The organism is Pseudomonas sp. GW821-FHT01E10 (assembly GCF_059422365.1).
In genome coordinates this window covers 561,118-581,662 of the sequence record NZ_JBWKWT010000001.1, presented here as the reverse complement: position 1 = coordinate 581,662, position 20,545 = coordinate 561,118, and the positions used below count along the sequence as shown (strand labels likewise).

The window sequence follows — 20,545 nt, the reverse complement described above, 5'->3', positions numbered from 1 at the left end:
ATCCTTGGGGCAACCCGACGATCCCGTTCAAAAAAACAACAACAATAAGTGGACATCGAACATGCCAAATCTCCCTCGGGACGCCCTCGTGGCGATCTCAACCTTACCTGTTCGCGCACGTCATCTGGCCCTGTTGGGTTTGAGTGTGATTGCCACTCCGGCGCTGGCCGAAGGCTTTATCGATGACAGTCACGGCACCTTGACCCTGCGCAATTACTACCTGGATCGGGACTACAAGGACGACGGGGCGAAGACCGCGGCCCGGGAATGGGCCCAGGGTTTCATCATGAATATGGAGTCGGGCTTTACTCCGGGGACTGTTGGTTTTGGCCTGGACGCTCGCGGCCTGATGGGCGTCAAGTTGGACTCGTCACCGGACCGCAGCGGCACCGAGTTGTTGCCGGTGTCCGCCAGCGACAAGCGTGCGGCGGACGAGTATTTGCGCCTGGCCATGACCGCCAAGATGCGTTTTGCCCAGACCACGGTGAAGACCGGCGATGTGTCGATCTTCCTGCCGTTCGCTTTCGCCAGTCCGTCACGGCTGCTGCCACAGACGTTTCGTGGCACCACCCTCAGTTCAAAGGACATCGACGGGCTGACCTTCAACACTGGCTACATCGATCGCATCAACAAGCGCGATTCCACCAACTACCAGCCGATGAGCATCGCCTCGCCGAACCGGCGTTTCAACGGCGCGGCCACCTCATCGCACATGGCCTATGTCGGTGGCGATTACCAGGTGAACAAGGATCTGAGCCTGCGTGCCTATCACGCCGAAGTGGCGGATCTGTATCAGCAGAACACCCTGGCCTTGCTGCACACGCTGCAGGTAGGCGAGGGCACGTTGACCACTGACTTGCGCAGTTTTTTCAGCGACGAGGACGGCAGCGCCAAGGCCGGCAAGGTGGACAACCGCAACCTCTCGGCGTTGTTCGGTTATCGCTTTGGCGGCCATCGCCTGAGCCTGGGTTATATGCACTCCAGTGGTGACACCGCGACGCCTTACGTGTCGGGCACCGAGTTGATGGGCATGAGTGAGCTGACCATGAGCTCAGACTTTCTCAATGCCAAGGAGCGAACCTGGCAGGCGATCTACGACTATGACTTCGCCGCCGCCGGGGTGCCCGGCCTGAAGAGCCGGCTGCGTTATGTGCGCGGTGACCATATCGAACTGGCGGCGCTGAACGCCGACGACCGCAAGGAGCGGGAGTTCCAGATGGAGCTGGGGTATGTGATCCAGAGTGGCCCGCTGAAGAACGTCGGGCTGATGGCGCGCAAGTCGATCTATCGCAATGACTTCCCCACCGGCGCGGCGTTTCGCGATGAAAACCAGACCCGCTTTCTGGTGCTCTACACCGTGCCGATCTGGTAAGTCGTTTCAGGCCTGATAGACCTTCTTCAGCAGCCTGAGCAGTTCTTCGCGTTCCTGACTGTCGAGGGCGGACGTGGCATCCATGTCGCTCTCGGCAGCGATCAGTTTCAGCTCCTTGAGCAGGGTTTCGCCGGTCTTGCTGAGAAAAATCCCGTAGGAGCGTTTGTCCGGTTTGCAGCGCACTCGCACCGCCAGCGCCCGGCTTTCCAGTTTATTGAGCAGCGGCACCACTTGCGGTGGCTCGATGGCCAGTGCCTTGGCCAGGTCGGCCTGCATCAGCCCGGGGTTCTGGTCGATGATCGCCAGGGCCGAGAACTGCGCCGGGCGCAAGTCGTGGGCCGAGAGCCGGCCAATCAGGTTCTGGAACAGTTTCAGTTGCGCCCGGCGCATGGCGTAACCGATCAGGTCGTCGAGGGCTGCGTCCAGCGACGCCTGGGTTTCGGGGCTGTCGGCAGGCGCCTCGGGGGCGGCGGCAATCTTGGAAGACTTGGCCATTGCAGGGTGAATCCTCGGGCTGGCGGTTAAGAAGGCTATCTAGTTTGCCGAGATTGGCCGGGGATAGCCACGACCTCTTTCAGATTTCTGGGCGCTGCGCCCGTTTCAGGCACGAAAACAACTCGGTTAATTTTATTAATAGTTAATTGACATAACTATATTTGCGGTTTAGTTTTTACCCATCGTCAAGCCAAGAACAAGAGAGCATCGCCATGAGCAATTACGAAGGTCGCTGGACAACGGTCAAAGTGGAAATCGAGGAAGGCATCGCTTGGGTCATCCTCAACCGTCCGGAAAAACGCAACGCCATGAGCCCGACCCTGAACCGCGAGATGATCGACGTTCTGGAAACCCTGGAGCAGGATCCGGACGCCGGTGTCCTGGTGCTGACGGGGGCGGGCGAAGCCTGGACTGCAGGCATGGACCTCAAGGAATACTTCCGCGAAGTGGACGCCGGCCCGGAAATCCTTCAGGAAAAAATCCGCCGCGAAGCCTCTCAATGGCAATGGAAACTGCTGCGCATGTACGCGAAGCCGACCGTCGCCATGGTCAACGGCTGGTGCTTCGGTGGCGGTTTCAGCCCGCTGGTGGCCTGCGATCTGGCGATCTGCGCCGATGAAGCGACTTTCGGCCTGTCGGAAATCAACTGGGGCATTCCGCCGGGCAACCTGGTGAGCAAGGCCATGGCCGACACCGTGGGCCATCGCCAGTCGCTGTACTACATCATGACCGGCAAGACCTTCGGCGGGCAGAAAGCCGCCGAGATGGGCCTGGTCAACGAGAGCGTGCCGCTGGCGCAACTGCGTGAGGTGACGATCGAGCTGGCGCGTAACCTGCTGGAGAAAAACCCGGTGGTGCTGCGCGCAGCCAAGCACGGCTTCAAGCGTTGCCGCGAACTCACCTGGGAGCAGAATGAAGATTACCTGTACGCCAAGCTCGATCAGTCGCGTCTTCTGGACACCGAAGGTGGCCGCGAGCAGGGCATGAAGCAGTTCCTCGACGACAAGAGCATCAAGCCCGGTTTGCAGGCTTACAAACGCTGAGCCCTGACGTTTAGAACAAGGCGAGCTGGCCGGGCGATCGAGCGTCCGCCAGCTGTTCGCCCCGGCGCCTCGGCGCTACTGTGAGCCCCTCGAACGTATTCCCGATAAAGACAATAAAGAGGAATCACCATGCTGGACGTGCCCCTGCTGATCGGCGGCCAGTCGTGCCCCGCCCGAGACGGTCGAACCTTCGAACGGCGTAATCCGGTGACCGGCGAAATCGTGTCGCGGGTTGCCGCCGCCACCCTGGAAGATGCCGACGCCGCCGTGGCTGCGGCCAAAGCGGCATTCCCCATCTGGGCGGCCCTGGCCCCCAATGAACGACGCACCCGGTTGCTGCGCGCCGCCGAGCAGTTGCAGGCCCGCAGCGCAGAATTCATCGCCGCCGCTGGCGAGACCGGCGCCATGGCCAACTGGTACGGTTTCAATGTGCATCTGGCGTCGAACATGCTGCGTGAAGCGGCATCCATGACCACCCAGATCACCGGCGAAGTCATTCCTTCGGATGTGCCCGGCAGCTTCGCCATGGCCCTGCGTCAACCGTGTGGCGTGGTGCTCGGCATCGCGCCGTGGAACGCCCCAGTCATCCTCGCCACCCGCGCCATCGCCATGCCGCTGGCCTGCGGCAACACCGTGGTGCTCAAGGCGTCGGAACTGAGCCCGGCGGTGCATAGGCTGATCGGCCAGGTGTTGCAGGACGCCGGCCTCGGTGACGGCGTGGTCAACGTCATCAGCAACGCGCCCCAGGATGCCGCGGCGATTGTCGAACGGTTGATCGCCAACCCGGCGGTGCGTCGGGTCAACTTCACCGGCTCGACCCATGTCGGGCGCATCGTTGGTGAGTTGTCGGCGCGTCATCTCAAGCCGGCGTTGCTGGAACTGGGCGGCAAGGCGCCGTTCCTGGTGCTGGAAGATGCCGACCTGGATGCGGCAGTCGAGGCCGCAGCCTTCGGTGCCTTCTTCAACCAGGGACAGATCTGCATGTCCACCGAGCGCCTGATCGTCGATGCCAAGGTGGCCGATGCCTTTGTCGCCAAACTGGCGGCGAAGATCGCCACCTTACCCGCCGGCAACCCCAATGCGGAAGGTTCGGTGCTGGGTTCCCTGGTGGACAGCAACGCCGGCGAACGGATCAAACTGATGATCGACGATGCTCTCGACAAGGGCGCAACCCTGGTCGCAGGTGGCCGGTTGGAGGGCAGTATTCTGCAGCCGACTTTGCTCGATAGCGTCACCGATGCCATGCGCCTGTACCGCGAAGAATCCTTTGGCCCGGTGGCGGTGGTGCTGCGCGGTGAGGGCGATGAAGAGCTGCTGCGTCTGGCCAATGATTCCGAGTTCGGCTTGTCGGCGGCGATCTTCAGTCGTGACACCGGCCGTGCTCTGGCCTTGGCCCAGCGGGTCGAGTCGGGCATCTGCCACATCAACGGCCCGACCGTGCACGACGAGGCACAGATGCCTTTCGGCGGGGTCAAGTCCAGCGGCTATGGCAGTTTTGGCGGCAAGGCGTCCATCGAGCACTTCACCCAATTGCGCTGGGTGACCTTGCAGAACGGCCCGCGGCACTACCCGATCTGAGCAGCTGTCGCAGCGTCGGGCGACGTACGCTTGAGAGCGCCCGTCGCCCGCGTGCAGGCCAGAAATAACAATAACAAGGCTGCCATGCCCCAGTTGACTGCTTCGCAGCGGACCGGTGGCGTGCCTTGATGGAGAACAAGCACGTGAGTTCCGAATTCAGATCGCCACCCCAGACCGAAGCCAGTGCACCGCGCTATCGCCAGGTATCCATTGGCTGTCCTGCGGTCGAAGTCAGCGAAGAGCAGGGCATATTGCATATGCGCTCCCTGGAACCCTTGGCCGAGTTGCCCGTACGCTTGCTCGATCGCCTGGTGCATTGGGCACGGGTGCGCCCGCAACAGACCTTTGTTGCCGCTCGCCTGGAGGGCGGCGACTGGCGCCGGGTGAGTTACGCCGACATGCTGACCAGCGTCCGCGCCATTGCCCAGAGCCTGCTGAGTTACGGCCTGTCGTCCGAGCGACCACTGGCGATCCTCTCGGGCAACGACATCGAGCATTTGCAGATGGCCCTGGGCGCGATGTACGCCGGCATTCCCTATAGTCCGATTTCCCCGGCCTATTCGTTGTTGTCCCAGGATTTCGCCAAGCTGAGGCATGTCTGCGACCTGCTGCAACCGGGGCTGGTGTTCGTCAGCGACGCCGCGACCTATCAGCGGGCGATTGAGGCGGTGCTGCCGGCCGATACGCCGCTGGTTACCGTGCATGGCCAAGTACCGGGCCGCCGTCAGGCGAGTTTTGCCAGCCTGCTGGAACGGCCCGGCGGTGCCGAGGCCGATTGCGCCTTCACGGCTACCGGGCCGGACAGCATCGCCAAATTCCTGTTTACCTCAGGTTCCACCAAACTTCCCAAGGCGGTGGTCACCACCCAGCGCATGCTCTGCGCCAACCAGCAGATGCTGTTGCAAACCTTCCCGGTGTTCGGCGAAGAGCCTCCGGTGCTGGTGGACTGGCTGCCGTGGAATCACACCTTCGGTGGCAGCCACAACGTCGGCATCGTGCTGTACAACGGCGGCACTTTTTACCTGGACGACGGCAAGCCGACCGTTCAGGGTTTTGCTGAAACACTGCGCAACCTCAAGGAAATATCGCCCACCGCCTACCTGACCGTGCCCAAGGGCTGGGAAGAGCTGGTCAACGCTCTGGAGCAGGATGGCGAGTTGCGCGAGCGTTTCTTCTCGCGCATGAAGCTGTTCTTTTTCGCTGCCGCCGGTTTGTCGCAACGGGTTTGGGATCGCTTGGACCGGGTCGCTGAACAGCATTGTGGCGAACGCATTCGCATGATGGCCGGGCTTGGCATGACCGAGGCGTCGCCGTCCTGCACGTTCACCACCGGGCCATTGTCCATGGCCGGCTACATCGGCCTGCCGGCACCCGGTTGCGAAGTGCGGTTGGTGCCGGTGGACGGCAAGCTGGAAGGGCGTTTTCGCGGGCCACACATCATGCCGGGTTACTGGCGCGCGCCGCAGCAGACCGCCGAGGTGTTCGACGAACAGGGTTTCTACTGTTCTGGCGATGCGTTAAAGCTGGCTGACCCCCGTGATCCGCAACTCGGGCTGATGTTCGACGGGCGCATCGCCGAGGACTTCAAGCTCAGCTCCGGCGTGTTTGTCAGTGTCGGTCCGCTACGCAATCGTGCGGTGCTCGAAGGTTCTCCTTATGTTCAGGACCTGGTGGTGGCCGCACCGGACCGCGAGTGCCTGGGGGCGCTGGTCTTTCCCCGGTTGTATGAATGCCGACGTCTGGCGGGTTTGAGTGCCCACGCCAGCGATGCCGAGGTTTTGGCCAGCGCGCCGGTGCGTCAGTGGTTCGGCGATTGGCTGCAGCGGCTCAACCGCGACGCCACCGGTAATGCCAGCCGCCTGGAATGGATCGCGCTGCTTGACGAACCAGCTTCCATCGACCGTGGTGAAATCACCGACAAGGGCTCGATCAATCAGCGTGCGGTGTTGCAGTGGCGTGCCGACAAGGTCGAGGCGCTGTATCGCGGTGAAGAGCCTTCCATCCTGCGTGCCGGACCTCTGCTGTGAACGGTGCGGGGCAGTATTCGAGCTTTAGCGATGTGGCGATTTTCGAAGCCCTGCGCACGCCTTGGGTCGACCTTGGCGGGGACTTGGCTCAGGTCTCGCCGATCGATCTGGGGATCAAGGTCGGGCGCGAGGTATTGGCCCGCGCCGCTCTCGATCCGTCCTCGGTGGACAGCGTGCTCGCCGGCTCCGTGGCTCAGGCCAGTTTCGATGCTTACCTGCTGCCTCGACATATCGGCCTTTACAGTGGTGTGCCGCAAGAGACTCCGGCGCTGGGGGTGCAGCGCATCTGCGCCACCGGTTTCGAACTCTTGCGGCAGGCCGCCAGGCAGCTGGATGACGGCGTGCAGCTGGCCCTGTGTGTGGCAGCCGAATCGATGTCACGCAACCCGATTGCCGCTTACACCCACCGCAGCGGTTTCCGGCTCGGTGCCGAGGTGGCGTTCAAGGACTTTCTCTGGGAAGCCCTCTACGACCCGGCCCCGGGCGTAGACATGATCACCACCGCCGACAACCTGGCCCGGCGGCATGGCCTGAGCCGCGACGAAGTGGATCGCTACGCTCTGTGCAGTCATCAACTGGCTTTGCAGGCGCAAGCCGACGGCTGGTTCGAACCGGAACTGGTAGCGATTGGTAATGAGCGTTTTGAGTTGGCCGGCTATCAGCCACGCAATATTCAGTTGCCACGGGGCGTGGACCGCGTAACGCACGATAGCCACCCGCGACCTACCGACCTGAGCGCTTTGGGCCGGTTGCAGTCGGTGCATGCCGGCGGTGTGCAAACGGCCGGCAACAGTTGCGCGGTGGTCGATGGTGCGGCGGCCGCGCTGGTGGGGCGAGCCTCTGCGGCTCGGCGTCCGGTGTTGGCCCATTTGCTGGCCAGTGCCGTGGTGGGCGTGGCACCGGAGTTCATGGGCATCGGCCCGGCGCCGGCGATCCAGTTGCTGCTGCAACGCAGCGGCCTGGCCATTGACGACATCGGCTTGTTGGAAATCAACGAAGCCCAGGCGGCACAGGTGCTGGCCGTGGCGCAGGTGCTTGAACTGGACGGCGACCGCCTCAACCGGCGGGGCGGCTCCATCGCCCTGGGGCATCCCTTGGCCGCCAGCGGGTTGCGTCTGGTGCTGACCCTGGCCAGGCAACTGCGCGAGGGCAATCTGCGTTATGGCATTGCCGCCGCGTGTGTTGGCGGAGGACAGGGTATGGCACTGCTGATCGAGAATCCGGCCTATCAAGGCTGAACACCGCGACCTCTGCCCAAACCTGGCGTCTCTCTCTTGCGTTACTATGCAGGCCCACCTTTCTGGAAGTTGCCTGGATGAGTAAGCCCGGTCAAACGGTGTTGGTCGCATTGCGCAAGATGATCGCCTCGGGCGAACTGGCGGCGGGCGAGCGGTTGATGGAAATCCCCACGGCGCAGCTGTTCGGTGTTTCGCGGATGCCGGTGCGCATGGCGTTCCGCACGCTGGAGCAGGAAGGCTTGCTGGTGCGTTTTGGCGGGCGCGGGTTTCAGGTGCGTTCGGTCAGCCCCGATGACATTGCCGGTGCGGTCGAAGTACGGGGCGTACTCGAAGGCCTGGCGGCGCGTCAGACCGCCGAGCGCGGGCTCTCGGACGAAGCCCGGGCGACCCTCGAACAGTGCCTGATGCAGGGTGATCAGCTGTTCGATAAAGGGTACGTGACCATAGAAGACCTGGAGGTCTATCACGACCTCAACATGCGTTTTCACCAGGTGATCGTCGAAGGCAGTCACAACCCGGCGATCGCCGATGCCCTGGCGCGCAACGATCATTTGCCCTTCGCTTCGGTGACTGCCCTGGCCGTGGACCGCAACGACATGGTCCGGGAATACCGACGCTTCAACTATGCCCACATGCAACACCATTCGGTGTTCGATGCCTTGGTCAACCGCCAGGGCGCGCGTGCCGAAGCGATCATGCGCGAACACGCCAACGCCACGTTGCGCTACGCCGAGGTCTTCGGCTCAGCGACGGCCGAGGAGCGGATGAAGGTCATTCTCCGCTCGGAATAAGCGCGGTTTATCAGATATCCAGCACCAGCAGCGGCGTTTTCGAGCGCGAGCAGCAAGGGGTGAACTGGTCGTTGCAGGCCTGTTCATCCTCGGTGAGGAACAGGTCGCGATGCTCCGGCACCCCCTCCAGAACCCGAGTCAGGCAAGTGCCACAAATGCCTTGTTCACAGGAAATGGCGATTTCGATGCCGTGGTCTTGCAGTACTTGCACCACGCTCTTGTCGGCCGGCACCTCAAAGACCTGACCGCTACTGGCGACCTTGATCGAGAAACTGCCATCGGCGCCAGTGTCGACGGGCGCGGCGGCGAAGTACTCGCGGTGCAGGCATTGCTCCTGCCAGCCCTGCTTCCTGGCCGTGTCCAACACGTGCTGCATGAAGCCGCCGGGGCCACACACATATAAATGAACGTCGTTCAGCGGCGTGGCCAGAACCTTGGCCGCGTCCAGCGCGGAGTCGGGTTCCTGATCGAAATGCAGGAACACCCGGTCGGCAAAAGGCGAGTGCTGCAGGCGTTCGACAAAGGCTGCACGGTCCCGTGATCGGGCACAGTAATGCAGCTCGAAATCCGCGCCACTGTGTGCCAGGCGTTCGGCCATGCACAGGATCGGCGTGATCCCGATACCGCCAGCGAACAGCAGGCTGCGCCTGGCCTCATGGACCAACGGGAACAGGTTGCGCGGTTCACTGATCGGCAGGCGGGTGCCGGGGTGGATCTGCTCGTGCATGGCCAGTGAACCACCGCGGGAGGTGGGGTCCTTGAGCACGCCGATCAGGTAGCGATGGCGTTCTTCGGGGTGGTTGCACAGGGAGTATTGCCGGATCAAGCCGCCGGGCAGGTGCACATCGATATGCGCACCGGCGCTGAAGGCCGGCAGCGGTCGGTCATCGACACTGGCCAGCTCATAGCTGCAGATGTCCTGGGCTTCGTTGTTGCGCGATACCACCAGCACTTCGATCATGCCATTGACTCCTGCGGGGCTTGCTCCCTGGCGATCAGGCGCTCCAGAACGCGACGCGACTGCACGCCGCCAGCGTCGATATTGAGCTTGAGCAAGTTGCGCGCGGGATGGCTGAGCAGGTTCTGTTGCTGGCGCTCGAGCATCTCCAGGTCCTCGCTGAAAATCTTGCCCTGGCCCTCGCGGATGCTCGCGGTCAAGGCTTCATCCTGCGGATTGAAATTGCGCGCCATGCCCCAGAAGTACCAGATCGAGGTCTCGGTTTCCGGCGTGATGAAATCGACGACGATGCTCGACGCCTTGAACTGCTGGGGAGCGTGATAACCGCCATGGCCGGCATGGGCCACGCCGACTTCGATCAGCACATGGCTGGGCGGGGTGAAGCGGCAGATCTGCCAGCGGTCCACCGGCACATCGTCGGCCAGGTTGTTGCCACGCAGGGCCATGCGCCAGAAGGGCGGGGCCATAATGTTTTCCATGTGGCGGGCGGTGACCACCTCGTCGCCGTCGACCGTGGTCACCGGCGGCGCTTCGTCGATTTCCTTTTGGCCGATGCTGGACGCATGAACGTAGGTTTCATGAGTCAGGTCCATCAGGTTGTCGATCATCAGGCGGTAGTCGCACTGGATGTGGAACAGGCCGCCGCCATAGGCCCACTCGTCACTGACGGCCCATTCCAGGTGATGGATCAGCGCCGGGTCGGCCAACGCCTGATCGCCGGGCCAGACCCAAATAAAGCCGTAGCGCTCGACCACGGCAAAGGTCTTGTTGCACGGGAAGCCGCGAACCCGCTGCCCGGGCATTTCCACAGTCTTGCCGTCGCACCCCATCACCAGGCCGTGATAGCCGCACACCAGATTGCCGTTTTCCACATAGCCCAAGGACAGCGGCGCGCCGCGATGAGGGCAGAAGTCCTCGACAGCCGCCACCTTACCCTCGTGGCCACGGTAAAAAACCATCTTTTCACCGCAGATCTGACGGCCCAATGGCTTGCCAGCGATTTCATCGGGCGTGCAGGCGACGTACCAGGTGTTTTTGGGGTACATGGAGATTCTCCAAGGTTGTTTGTTTTTATTTAGTGGATCCATTAATGGTGATTTATTGAGGTTTTGTCAAGCTGATTCTGTTTATTAACGATTTAGTGGATCCACTGGTGACTTTGGAATCCTCCGAATCAATAGCGGATCATCACGGATTTCAGCTCCGTGTAGTCGTCGATAAACGCGCCGCCGAATTCACGGCCGATGCCTGAAGACTTGATGCCGCCGAACGGTACTGCCGGGTCGAGGAGGGTGTGCATGTTCACCCAGACGGTGCCGGCTTCGATGCTCGGGATCATGCGCATGGCTTTGGACAAATCGTTGGTCCACAGGCTCGCGCTCAGGCCGTACGGTGTGTTGTTCATCAGTTCGAGCAGCTCGTCTTCGGTGTCGTAGGGGTAGAAGGTGGCGACCGGGCCGAAGGTTTCTTCGTTGAGCAGGGAGTCGTTGACGGTGTTGGCGAGGATCACCGTCGGTTCGACATAACAGCCGGGGCGGTCGATCAGGTTGCCACCGCAGATGATGGTGTTGTTTTCAGCACGGGCCTTGTCGAAAAACGCGCCGAGCTTGAGTTGATGCTGGCGGTTGGTCACCGGGCCGAATTCGGTGCGCTCGTCCAGGGGCGAGCCGATGTTCAGCGTGCTCAAACGTTGGGCCAGTTTGTCCATGATTGGCTCGATCTGTGAGCGATGGGCGAAGAACCGTTCGGCAGCGGCACAGATTTGCCCGGAATGCAGGAAGCCGGCTTCGATGATGCCGTTGACCGCTTTATCCAGATCGACGTCGCGCAGGAACCCCGCCGAGTTTTTGCCGCCCAGCTCCAGGGTGGCGCGGGTCAGGCCGGCACCCATGGCGCTCTGACCGACGGCAATGCCGGTCGGCACCGAGCCGGTGAACGACACCTTGTCGGTGCCCGGGTGTTCGATCAGCCCTTTGCCAACCAGCCCGCCCCCTGTCAGTACGTTCAGTGCGCCGGCCGGGAGACCGGCTTCAATGGCCAGTTCGGCGATCCGCAGGATGGTCAGCGGGGTGAACTCACTGGGTTTGATGATGATGCTGCAACCGGTCACCAGTGCCGAGGCGAGTTTCCAGATAGCGATCATGGTGGAGAAGTTCCACGGCACGATGCCGACCACCACCCCGACGGGTTGGCGCAAGGTATAGGCGGTATAGCGTTCGCCGGCGAAGGAGGGCAATGACGGGGTGATGGTCTGGCCGCTGATCTTGGTCGCCCAGCCAGCGTAGTAACGCAGAAAGTGAGCGGCCTGATCGACTTCGAAAGCCCTGGAAATATGGATGATCTTGCCCGATTGGCAGGTTTCGATCTGTGCCAGTTCTTCGCGGTGGCGCTCCAGCAAGTCCGCCAGTTTCAGCAGCACATTGCCCCGCGTCGCCGGTGTGGCCTGGGACCATTGTTTGAAGCCACGTTTGGCCGATTCCACCGCCGCGTCGATATCGGCTGGATCGGCATTGGCGACCTGGGCAATGACTTTGCCAGTGGCAGGGTTGATCACTTCCAGTGTCTGGCTGGAACGGCTCTGGACGTAGCCGCCGTCGATAAACAATGCATGGCTTCGACGGAGGAAGGCTTCAACTTGAGGCAGCAGCGCAATATCGCTCATGGGGGTTTTCCTGATCGCGAACAAGAGAAAAACCCGAGGTTAATCCGTGGGGGCATGCGTGGCTTGACTGTGCCTGCCGTGCTACATGCCCGTGGGTGCCAGAACGGCTTCAAGTGTGGGCAGAATGATTGGGCCATTGCCTTTGAAAAGTACAATCTTGGCTCTGGAAGGTGCATTTTCTATCGCGATGGCGGGTTCCATACTGGCCCTGTATCCGGCGCCGTGCCTCGATTCGCGGCCCCGAGCGGACATCCAATAATAAGCAGGGCCGTCCATGAAAAAGCCAAACCCGCTCCTCGAAGACCTCAAGTCCATTCTGCCAACCATCGCTGCCAATGCCTTTGAGGCCGAGCGGAACCGCAAGGTCCCCGACGAGAACATTTCGCTGCTCAAAAGCATCGGCATGCACCGTGCCTTTCAGCCGAAGCAGTTCGGCGGGATGGAAATATCGCTGCCGCAATTTGCCGACTGCATTGCCTTGCTCGCCGGCGCTTGTGCCAGCACGGCATGGGCCATGAGTCTGCTGTGTACTCACAGCCATCAACTGGCGATGTTCCCGGCCAAATTGCAGCAGGAAGTCTGGGGCACCAACCCGGATGCCACCGCCAGCAGCAGCATCGCGCCTTTCGGCCGTACCGAAGAGACCGAAGGCGGTGTGCTGTTCAGCGGTGAAATGGGCTGGAGCAGCGGCTGCGACCATGCCGAGTGGGCGATTGTCGGTTTCCGTCGCAAGAATGCCGAGGGTACCCAGGACTACTGCTTCGCGGTGCTGCCGCGCAGCGACTACCAGATCCGTGACGACTGGTTCGCCGCTGGCATGAAAGGCAGTGGCACCAAGACCTTGATCATCGACAATGTGCTGGTACCGGAACATCGCATCCAGAAAGCCAAAGACATGATGGAAGGCAAGTCCGCGGGTTTCGGTCTGTACCCGGACAGCAAGATCTTCTACTCGCCATACCGTCCTTACTTTGCCAGCGGTTTCTCCACGGTGAACCTGGGTGTCGCCGAGCGCATGCTGGAGGTGTTCCGTGAAAAAACCAAAACCCGCGTGCGTGCCTACACCGGTGCGGCGGTCGGTGCCGCGACCCCGGCGTTGATGCGCCTGGCCGAGTCGACCCATCAGGTAGCAGCGGCCCGGGCCTTTCTCGAAAAGACCTGGCAGGAGCATGCCGAGCACAGCGAACGACATGAATACCCAAGCCGCGAAACCCTGGCGTTCTGGCGCACCAACCAGGCTTACGCCACCAAGATGTGCATCCAGGCAGTGGACCGTCTGTTCGAGGCCGCCGGCGGCAATGCCTGGTTCGAGCACAACGAGATGCAACGTCTGTTCCGCGACTCGCACATGACCGGGGCCCATGCCTACACCGACTACGACGTCTGCGCGCAGATCCTCGGCCGCGAGCTGATGGGTCTGGAGCCCGACCCGAGCATGATCTGAGCCAGATCGTCACCGCGTCCCCATAACAACAATCAGGACTGCTCCTGAAAGCAGTCCGGGAGTCTTGCATGTCTGATAACAGCGTTTGTGCAGCTACTGAAACGACCTTCGACCCACGGGCCTTTCGCCGGGCGCTGGGCAATTTCGCCACCGGCGTGACGGTGGTGACTGCCGCCAGTGCATCCGGGCGCAAAGTCGGGGTGACCGCCAATAGCTTCAACTCGGTATCCCTCGATCCGCCGCTGGTGCTGTGGAGCATCGACAAGCGTTCCAACAGCCACGAGGTGTTCGAGCAGGCCAGCCATTTCGCGGTCAACGTGTTGGCGGCGGACCAGATTGACCTCTCCAATAATTTCGCCCGGCCCAAGGAAGATCGCTTCGCCGAGATCGAGTTCGAACCGGGCGAGGGCGGGGCACCGGTGTTCGCCGATTGCTCGGCGCGTTTTCACTGCGAGAAGTACCAGCAGGTGGATGGCGGCGATCACTGGATCATGATCGGCAAGGTGGTGGCGTTCGATGATTTCGGTCGCTCGCCCTTGCTCTATCACCAGGGCGCCTATTCCATGGTCTTGCCCCATACCCGCATGACTAAACGCGATGAAAGCCAGCCGCCGAGCAGCCATTTTCAGGGGCGCCTCAGCCACAATCTGTATTACCTGATGACCCAGGCGGTGCGGGCCTACCAGTCCAGCTACCAGCCACGGCAACTGTCCACCGGCCTGCGCACCAGCGAGGCGCGCATGCTGATGGTGCTGGAAAGTGACGCTGGGCTGGGCCTGAACGATCTGTTGCGGGAGGTGGCAATGCCGGTGCGGGAAATCGATGAGGCGGTGGCCAACCTCAAGCGCAAAGGGCTGGTCAACGACGATGACAGTCGCGTGCGCCTGACCGCAGCGGGTATCGAGCAGACTGAAGACCTCTGGGCGATCGCCCAGGAGCAGCAGGACAAGGTGTTCGCCGATTTCAATGAAGAGCAGATCGACACCTTCAAGGCGGTGTTGAAGAGGTTGATCAGCAACTGCTGATAATTGATCACACTTTTACGGCGCCTTTGGGCGCCGTTTTTATTGATGGCACACAGAAGCAAACACCTGGCAGCCTCCTACAAGCAATCACCTTCAATTTGCTATCAGATCCAGTGTTTCGACTCGATGAACAAAGGACAGGCTGATGTTCTTCAAGAAACGTAAACAGCTGCAGGCGCTCGCTGATGCCTTGCAACTGGAACAGTTCACGCAAGAAAAAGCCCAAATCGTGCAGCGGCTGCGGGTGGCCGAGGAACTGGCCAGGAATCAAACTTTCCAGTTGGAACGTAACGAGCAGGCGCTTGAAACGCTTCGCCAGCAACTGGAACAGGCCCGCTGCCGCGAGCAAGCGCTTGAAGTCGAGTTGAGCCGGCACGTGCAGCTGTCCCATCATCATCAGCAGGAGGCGCAGATCTGGGAATTGTTGCAGTCAACGCTGACCGAGGGTTGCTGGGACATCACCGTGGTCAACGGCAATGTTCAAGACCCTGCCAGCTGCATGCGTTTCTCCAATCAGTTCCGCATCCTGATGGGATATGCCTCCCACGAGTTGCCCGACGGCTGGGATGCACAAGTCGGCATCACGCACCCGGATGATCTGCCGAAAATCATGTCGATCTTCGACCGGGAAATTCTCGGACCCCACGGCAGCGGCGAATACGTCTTTGAATACCGGATGCTCCATAAGACCCGCGACTACATCTGGTGCCGCGAGCGTGGTCGTGCGGTACGTGATGAGCACGCAAAGCTTTGTCGTGTGATCGGTGCGGTACGCGACATCAGCGATGAGCGTTCGGCCAAGGCGACCCATCATCAAATGCTCGAGCAGAATCAGGCGACCTATAGCCAGATCGCAACGGTGGTGGGGGTCATTAAAGGCATCGCCGACCAGACCAACTTGCTGGCCTTGAACGCCGCCATCGAAGCGGCCAGGGCGGGCGAGGTCGGGCGCGGGTTTTCAGTGGTGGCCGATGAAGTGCGCAAACTGGCGGAAAATACCCGCCAGGCGACTCATCAGATTCAGACGATGTTGCATCAGCACAAACAGTAAACCGCGTCAGGAGCTGCGCCAGGCAGCTCCTGACATGGATTAGAAAGGCACGGCCACGGTCAGTTGGCTGTAGACATTAGTGCCGTTGCCACCAACCTGATTACCGCCGTTGCTTTCATCCTTTTCCGGCTTATACAGGCCCACCAACGGGGTGACGATCAGGTGCTCGTTCACCGCCCATTCGGCATACAGGTCCAGTTCACGACCATCGAGGTCCAGCGCATTGTTCTTGTGCAGGGTCTTGTAGTCGAAAAACAGCACGCCAACGGTCACTGGCTCCAGTGGTTTGACTTTGAGCGCCACATGCTGGATCGCGGTGTTGCTGTTGAACGGGCCCGAATAATTACCGGCCACTTCACCCTGGAACCAGGTGCCGTAGCCACGGTTGACACCGTTGAACATCGAATCCCAATCTTTGGAATAGCGGCTGTAACGGTACGTCAGGTCCGGCGACCATGGCAGGTCGGCAAAGGTGTAGCCGGCTTCGGTGTACCAGGCTTTTTCCGGGCCGGCGTCCTTGTCCTGCCAGGCATATTCGAAGGAAAAGTGAGCGTTCTCTATTCCGGCATTGCCAGCGCCCCGCAGGCTATAGATGTTCATGCCTTCACGTTGCTTCTGGAAGTCGCTGGCATAACGATCATCGACGTCAATGCCGTGAATATACGTCAGCCCGAGGGTACCTGGCGCGGCGGTGTATTCCAGGGTGCTGGCGGCCATCTCGGTCTTGGCCTGGGCGCGGTTGTCCGACTTGATCCACATCAGGCTGCCGTGCACGCCTTCCTTGCCGCCCAGGCGCAGGACGGCCGTTTCGTCGAATGCGTGGCGCGCCGCGAGATAATAGGCACCACCTCGGTTGAACTCACCATCCGCCACACCTTTACCCAGGTTCAGGCCGTCGTCGTTGATGATGAAACCGTCACCGAGAGTAATGACCTGGCGCCCAAACGACACATCCACGCCATCCTTGCCAAGTACCGGGAACAGGTCGCCGGAACGCCAGCCGGCGAAGGCTTCATCAAACTTTGTGGTTCGTTCGGTACCGTCGGTGATGCCCGCGGCATCGCCATCGCCCCAGGTGCCGGAACTGACCATATTGGCCGTGCCGTAGGCGCTGCCCAGGCCGCCGAGCGTTTGCTCGACACTCAAGCCATACTTGATAAATCCTTCGCGCCAGCTAGACCCGCCTGTGGTGCCGTCATAGTTCTTGCGACTGTTGAACATCCCATAGACCGCGAGGAAGTTGCCCGTGACCTTGGTGTCGTTATCGGCATACAGCTCGTACGCCTGGGCCGACGAGTCGGCGATCAAGAGCGCGATCCCCAGACCAACGGCCTTGGGCAGCGCTCGTGCTTTCAGTGTTTGCTCCATTGTTGTTTTCCCCAGCTTTTGTTGGACAGTTCGATAGGTCGAGTGCGCATTAGGGCGACTGGAGGTGGGGGAAGTCTTTCACCTGCGTGCCAGGCATTTGATCCTGTCAGCCACGCGGTGAAGCATGGCAGGGAGCAACAAGACCGGCGGCAGACATGGGCAAGACGATCTGGGTGGCAGAGGAGCACAGTCACTCTGCACACGGCGCCGTTTCGCTCAGGGACTGGCTGGGGAGGGCTTTGTCGCCAGCTCCTTGAACGGCTCGTTACATCCACTATAAAAATCCGTTTTTGAGGATCTGCACTATGTCGATCAATGACAGACTCACCGAGCATTTGAACCGGGGCACGGTCGGTTTTCCCACTGCGCTCGCCAGTACCATTGGTCTGATCATGGCCAGCCCGGTGATTCTCACCGCGACCATGGGCTTTGGCATCGGCGGCAGCGCCTTCGCGGTGGCCATGCTGATTGCCGTGGTGATGATGTTGGCCCAGGCGACCACCTTCGCTGAAGCGGCATCGATCCTGCCGACTACCGGTTCGGTCTACGACTACATCAATTGCGGCATGGGCCGCTTCTTTGCTATCACTGGCACGTTGTCGGCCTACCTGATCGTGCATGTGTTCGCAGGCACTGCCGAGACCATTCTTTCCGGGGTCATGGCCCTGGTGAACTTCGAGCACCTCAATACCTTGGCAGAATCTGCCGGTGGTTCCTGGTTGCTTGGGGTTGGGTTCGTCGTGGTGTTCGGGATTCTCAATGCCTTCGGCGTCAGCGCCTTCGGCAGGGCAGAGATCATTCTGACCTTCGGCATGTGGACCACATTGATGGTGTTTGGCGTGTTGGGGTTGATCGCGGCGCCAGCGGTGCAACTGGATGGCTGGTTCGGTGTATCCCTTGTGGGTACTGACCTGATCACCATCCTGTCGCTGGTGGGCATGGCCATGTTCATGTTCGTCGGTTGTGAGTTCGTCACCCCTCTGGCGCCGGACTTGCGCCAATCGGCCAAGGTCATGCCCAAGGCGATGATTCTGGGGTTGTTGAGCGTTGCGTCGTGCATGTTCATCTATGGCGCGGCAATGAAGCGTCAAGTGGAGAACGTGTTGCTTGATGCCGCCGGTGGCGTGCATCTGCTCGATACACCGATGGCCATTCCAAAGTTCGCCGAGCAGGTGATGGGCAATATCGGTCCGATGTGGCTGGGGATCGGCTTTCTGTTTGCCGGGGCGGCGACCATCAATACACTGATGGCGGGTGTGCCGAGGATTCTTTACGGCATGGCAGTCGACGGCGCGTTGCCCAAGGTCTTCACCTACTTGCACCCACGCTTCAAGACGCCGCTGCTGTGCATTCTGGTGGCGATGCTGATTCCTTGCCTGCATGCGCTGTATCTGGGCGGTAACACTGACAACATCATGCATCTGGTGTTGGCCGCCGTTTGTGCCTGGAGTTTTGCCTATCTGCTGGTGACGCTGTCGGTGGTAATGCTGCGCATCCGTCGTCCCGATCTGCCACGGGCCTATCGCTCGCCCTTCTTCCCGTTGCCACAGATCCTTTCCAGCGTCGGCATCCTGCTGGGCATGTGGTTTATCACGCCGCCCGGCATGAACCCCGCGGATATCTATGTCCCGTTCGCGGTGATGCTTGGTGGCACCGCGGTGTACGCGCTGTTCTGGACGTTAGTCGTGCAGAAGGTCAATCCATTCAAGCCTGCTTCGGTGGAAGAAGTGCTGGCCAAGGAGTTTTCCAATGAGCCGGGGCACCCTCACAACGGGTATATCGACCATGCTGCAAAAACTGTCTGAGCTGTTCAGTGCCCATCGCACCCCGGCCGGTTATCGGCCGGGGGTGACGCTTGAGCACCTGCGGCGCAACCTCGGTCTGGCCAGTTTCGAGCAGACAGAGCCGACAGCGGCCCGGGCTTCGCTGGACGATGGCAGCCTGCAATTGGAGATTGTCGAGCGCACCGAGTCGCAGCTGTTGATGCACCTGGTCATGACCGAGTTCGTGATCCGGGTGCCTGCCTCGACTGAGGGCGCGGCGAGCTTCGAACTGCACCATAGCGGGGCTGTTCGACGGACCGGGATCCGCTGTCGGCAGCGTGCTGGAGACGCCGCGCTATTAGCCAGGTTGCAGGCCAGGTTGCAGGCCAGGTTGCAGGAGGACAGTGCGCTGCACCAGGCCTTGATGCCGTTGGACTTCAAACGCTTGCGCATCGATCTGCAAGGGCATCAGTGGTGCGTACGGCTGGAGCATATGGGTGGCAGCGAGGTGGTCAACCGCATGCCGGCCTTTCGTCGCTACATCGCTTTGAGCCGTGATCAACGCGCTTGGCTGCTTGAAGCGTTGACTGGATTGCAGCGCTTGTTGCGCACGCTCTGATTCGCGATTTTTGGCATCATTAGTGCTACCCACTTTGGCAGACACGTACTTGTTGCGCGCATATAGATAACATGTTAACTATTGCGCAACAAAAACAAAAAGCCATTGTGGAGAGCCCCATGAGCGTCCATCAGTCTGTGCAAGACGGGTTGGAAACCTGGACCCGGGATCTGCGAGCAGCCTGTGGTCATTTCGACACAGAATTGGCCTACAACCGTTCGCTGTTCATTGGTGAGGTTTCCGAGTGTTCCCGGGGCGGTCTGTCCTTGGCGAACTTGCGTACCAACGCAGGGCTTATCAAGCGCGACAAGCCCAACGCCGATCACGACAACGAACAGGATTGTTTCCTGGTCAGCCAGCGCAGCGGTTACTGCCAGATCACCCAGTACGGACAGAGCATCCAGTTGGCACCCGGGGACCTGCTGCTGATAGACTCGGCAGGTTCCATTGAAATCAGCCCATTCGGGCTGATCGAGCATGTCTCGGTCTCCTTGTCCCGCAACGAAGTGTGCAAACAGCTTGGCAGCCAGTCCCGGACGTTCGGCAAGATTTCCTCGAGCAAGGCCTGTGGGCGGATGCTGCATGTGCTGGTGGATCAGCTGTGCAAGGACGCGTGGGTGGGCGAGGGCGCAGTCGGTGAGGGTGAGGCGTTGCAATCGGCTTTTGTATCGTTGCTGGGTTCGGCATTCGATCAGGATCAGGTGTCGGGGGATGACGTTACTTCGTTGCAGGGCAACAACCTGCGCAGTTATGTGCAGAAAGTCATCGACGAGTCCCTGACCCAGCCGGGCTTGAGTCCCGTCGGGCTGGCCAATCGATTGAACATTTCAGTGCGGCACTTGTATCGGTTATTTGAAGAGCAGGACGATAGCGTCTGCCGCTACATTCAACGGGCGCGGCTCAAGCGCAGCGCCGATGACCTGACCAATCCGTTCTTGCGTAGCGAATCGATCACCTCAATCGCTTACAAGTGGGGCTTCACCGACTCGGCGCATTTCAGCCGCTCGTTCAAGAAGCAGTTCGAGCTGTCACCCAAGGATTTTCGTTCCAGTCATTTGCAGCAGGCGGTGGGGACGGCTTGACTCTCTGAATGAAAAAGGGGGCTTTTCAA

At 60.8% G+C, this 20,545-nt stretch carries 17 protein-coding genes; 12 read left to right on the top strand and 5 right to left on the bottom strand.

Annotated features, from left to right (window positions below):
- Positions 1–61: 61 nt before the first annotated feature.
- Positions 62–1,372: an OprD family porin gene (locus AC07V0_RS02555; RefSeq protein ID WP_495019355.1), complete on the top strand. Its 1,311-nt coding sequence runs from the start codon at positions 62–64 to the stop codon at positions 1,370–1,372.
- A 6-nt stretch (positions 1,373–1,378) separates the two neighbouring features.
- Here AC07V0_RS02555 and AC07V0_RS02550 read toward each other — a convergent pair whose 3' ends face one another.
- Positions 1,379–1,867 (bottom strand): MarR family winged helix-turn-helix transcriptional regulator, encoded by a 489-nt coding sequence (locus AC07V0_RS02550; RefSeq protein ID WP_018927890.1) that lies wholly within the window; start codon positions 1,865–1,867, stop codon positions 1,379–1,381.
- A gap of 212 nt (positions 1,868–2,079) precedes the next feature.
- On the opposite strand from AC07V0_RS02550, the gene AC07V0_RS02545 reads away from it, so the two are divergent.
- The 5 genes from AC07V0_RS02545 to AC07V0_RS02525 all read left to right on the top strand — a co-directional run bounded on the left by AC07V0_RS02545 (position 2,080) and on the right by AC07V0_RS02525 (position 8,544).
- Entirely contained in the window at positions 2,080–2,910 is an 831-nt protein-coding gene (locus tag AC07V0_RS02545) for a p-hydroxycinnamoyl CoA hydratase/lyase (protein WP_086945701.1), read from the top strand.
- Positions 2,911–3,039: 129 nt separating this feature from the next.
- Positions 3,040–4,488 carry an aldehyde dehydrogenase gene (locus tag AC07V0_RS02540; protein WP_019578622.1) on the top strand — a complete coding sequence of 483 codons (1,449 nt, stop codon included), beginning with the start codon at positions 3,040–3,042 and terminating at the stop codon, positions 4,486–4,488.
- 143 nt (positions 4,489–4,631) lie between these two features.
- Positions 4,632–6,515: a feruloyl-CoA synthase gene (locus AC07V0_RS02535; protein WP_086945767.1), complete on the top strand. Its 1,884-nt coding sequence runs from the start codon at positions 4,632–4,634 to the stop codon at positions 6,513–6,515.
- Positions 6,512–7,753, top strand: coding sequence for a thiolase family protein (locus tag AC07V0_RS02530; RefSeq protein WP_064617348.1), 1,242 nt, complete (start codon positions 6,512–6,514; stop codon positions 7,751–7,753). The genes AC07V0_RS02535 and AC07V0_RS02530 overlap by 4 nt, the downstream gene beginning before the upstream one ends.
- Before the next feature lie 77 nt (positions 7,754–7,830).
- A complete protein-coding gene (locus AC07V0_RS02525) occupies positions 7,831–8,544 on the top strand; it encodes a GntR family transcriptional regulator (RefSeq protein ID WP_018927894.1) in 714 nt (237 codons plus the stop codon).
- A 10-nt stretch (positions 8,545–8,554) separates the two neighbouring features.
- On the opposite strand, the gene AC07V0_RS02520 is transcribed toward AC07V0_RS02525, so the two are convergent.
- The 3 genes from AC07V0_RS02520 to AC07V0_RS02510 all read right to left on the bottom strand — a co-directional run bounded on the left by AC07V0_RS02520 (position 8,555) and on the right by AC07V0_RS02510 (position 12,164).
- Positions 8,555–9,505: a PDR/VanB family oxidoreductase gene (locus tag AC07V0_RS02520; protein ID WP_086945699.1), complete on the bottom strand. Its 951-nt coding sequence runs from the start codon at positions 9,503–9,505 to the stop codon at positions 8,555–8,557.
- Entirely contained in the window at positions 9,502–10,548 is a 1,047-nt protein-coding gene (locus AC07V0_RS02515) for a Rieske 2Fe-2S domain-containing protein (protein WP_086945698.1), read from the bottom strand. The genes AC07V0_RS02520 and AC07V0_RS02515 overlap by 4 nt, the downstream gene beginning before the upstream one ends.
- Positions 10,549–10,676: 128 nt before the next feature.
- Positions 10,677–12,164, bottom strand: coding sequence for an aldehyde dehydrogenase family protein (locus tag AC07V0_RS02510; RefSeq protein WP_086945697.1), 1,488 nt, complete (start codon positions 12,162–12,164; stop codon positions 10,677–10,679).
- 274 nt (positions 12,165–12,438) lie between these two features.
- On the opposite strand from AC07V0_RS02510, the gene AC07V0_RS02505 reads away from it, so the two are divergent.
- From AC07V0_RS02505 to AC07V0_RS02495, 3 genes are all read left to right on the top strand, one after another.
- Positions 12,439–13,608 carry a p-hydroxyphenylacetate 3-hydroxylase oxygenase component gene (locus AC07V0_RS02505; RefSeq protein ID WP_495019354.1) on the top strand — a complete coding sequence of 390 codons (1,170 nt, stop codon included), beginning with the start codon at positions 12,439–12,441 and terminating at the stop codon, positions 13,606–13,608.
- Between the two features lie 68 nt (positions 13,609–13,676).
- Positions 13,677–14,633: a p-hydroxyphenylacetate 3-hydroxylase reductase component gene (locus tag AC07V0_RS02500; protein ID WP_086945694.1), complete on the top strand. Its 957-nt coding sequence runs from the start codon at positions 13,677–13,679 to the stop codon at positions 14,631–14,633.
- A 145-nt stretch (positions 14,634–14,778) separates the two neighbouring features.
- Positions 14,779–15,684 carry a methyl-accepting chemotaxis protein gene (locus AC07V0_RS02495; protein WP_495019353.1) on the top strand — a complete coding sequence of 302 codons (906 nt, stop codon included), beginning with the start codon at positions 14,779–14,781 and terminating at the stop codon, positions 15,682–15,684.
- Positions 15,685–15,723: 39 nt separating this feature from the next.
- Here the strand turns inward: AC07V0_RS02495 and AC07V0_RS02490 are convergent, their stop codons facing one another.
- Positions 15,724–17,052 (bottom strand): alginate export family protein, encoded by a 1,329-nt coding sequence (locus AC07V0_RS02490; protein WP_086945692.1) that lies wholly within the window; start codon positions 17,050–17,052, stop codon positions 15,724–15,726.
- A gap of 305 nt (positions 17,053–17,357) precedes the next feature.
- Here AC07V0_RS02490 and AC07V0_RS02485 point away from each other — a divergent pair, with 305 nt between their 5' ends.
- The 3 genes from AC07V0_RS02485 (at position 17,358) to feaR (ending at position 20,516) form a co-directional block, all read left to right on the top strand.
- Positions 17,358–18,857 carry an APC family permease gene (locus AC07V0_RS02485; protein ID WP_018927906.1) on the top strand — a complete coding sequence of 500 codons (1,500 nt, stop codon included), beginning with the start codon at positions 17,358–17,360 and terminating at the stop codon, positions 18,855–18,857.
- Positions 18,838–19,434: a DUF3156 family protein gene (locus AC07V0_RS02480; RefSeq protein WP_495019352.1), complete on the top strand. Its 597-nt coding sequence runs from the start codon at positions 18,838–18,840 to the stop codon at positions 19,432–19,434. Before AC07V0_RS02485 ends, AC07V0_RS02480 begins: the two co-directional genes overlap by 20 nt.
- A 119-nt stretch (positions 19,435–19,553) precedes the next feature.
- Positions 19,554–20,516 carry a transcriptional regulator FeaR gene (gene feaR / locus AC07V0_RS02475; RefSeq protein WP_495019351.1) on the top strand — a complete coding sequence of 321 codons (963 nt, stop codon included), beginning with the start codon at positions 19,554–19,556 and terminating at the stop codon, positions 20,514–20,516.
- The last annotated feature ends 29 nt before the right edge of the window (positions 20,517–20,545 follow it).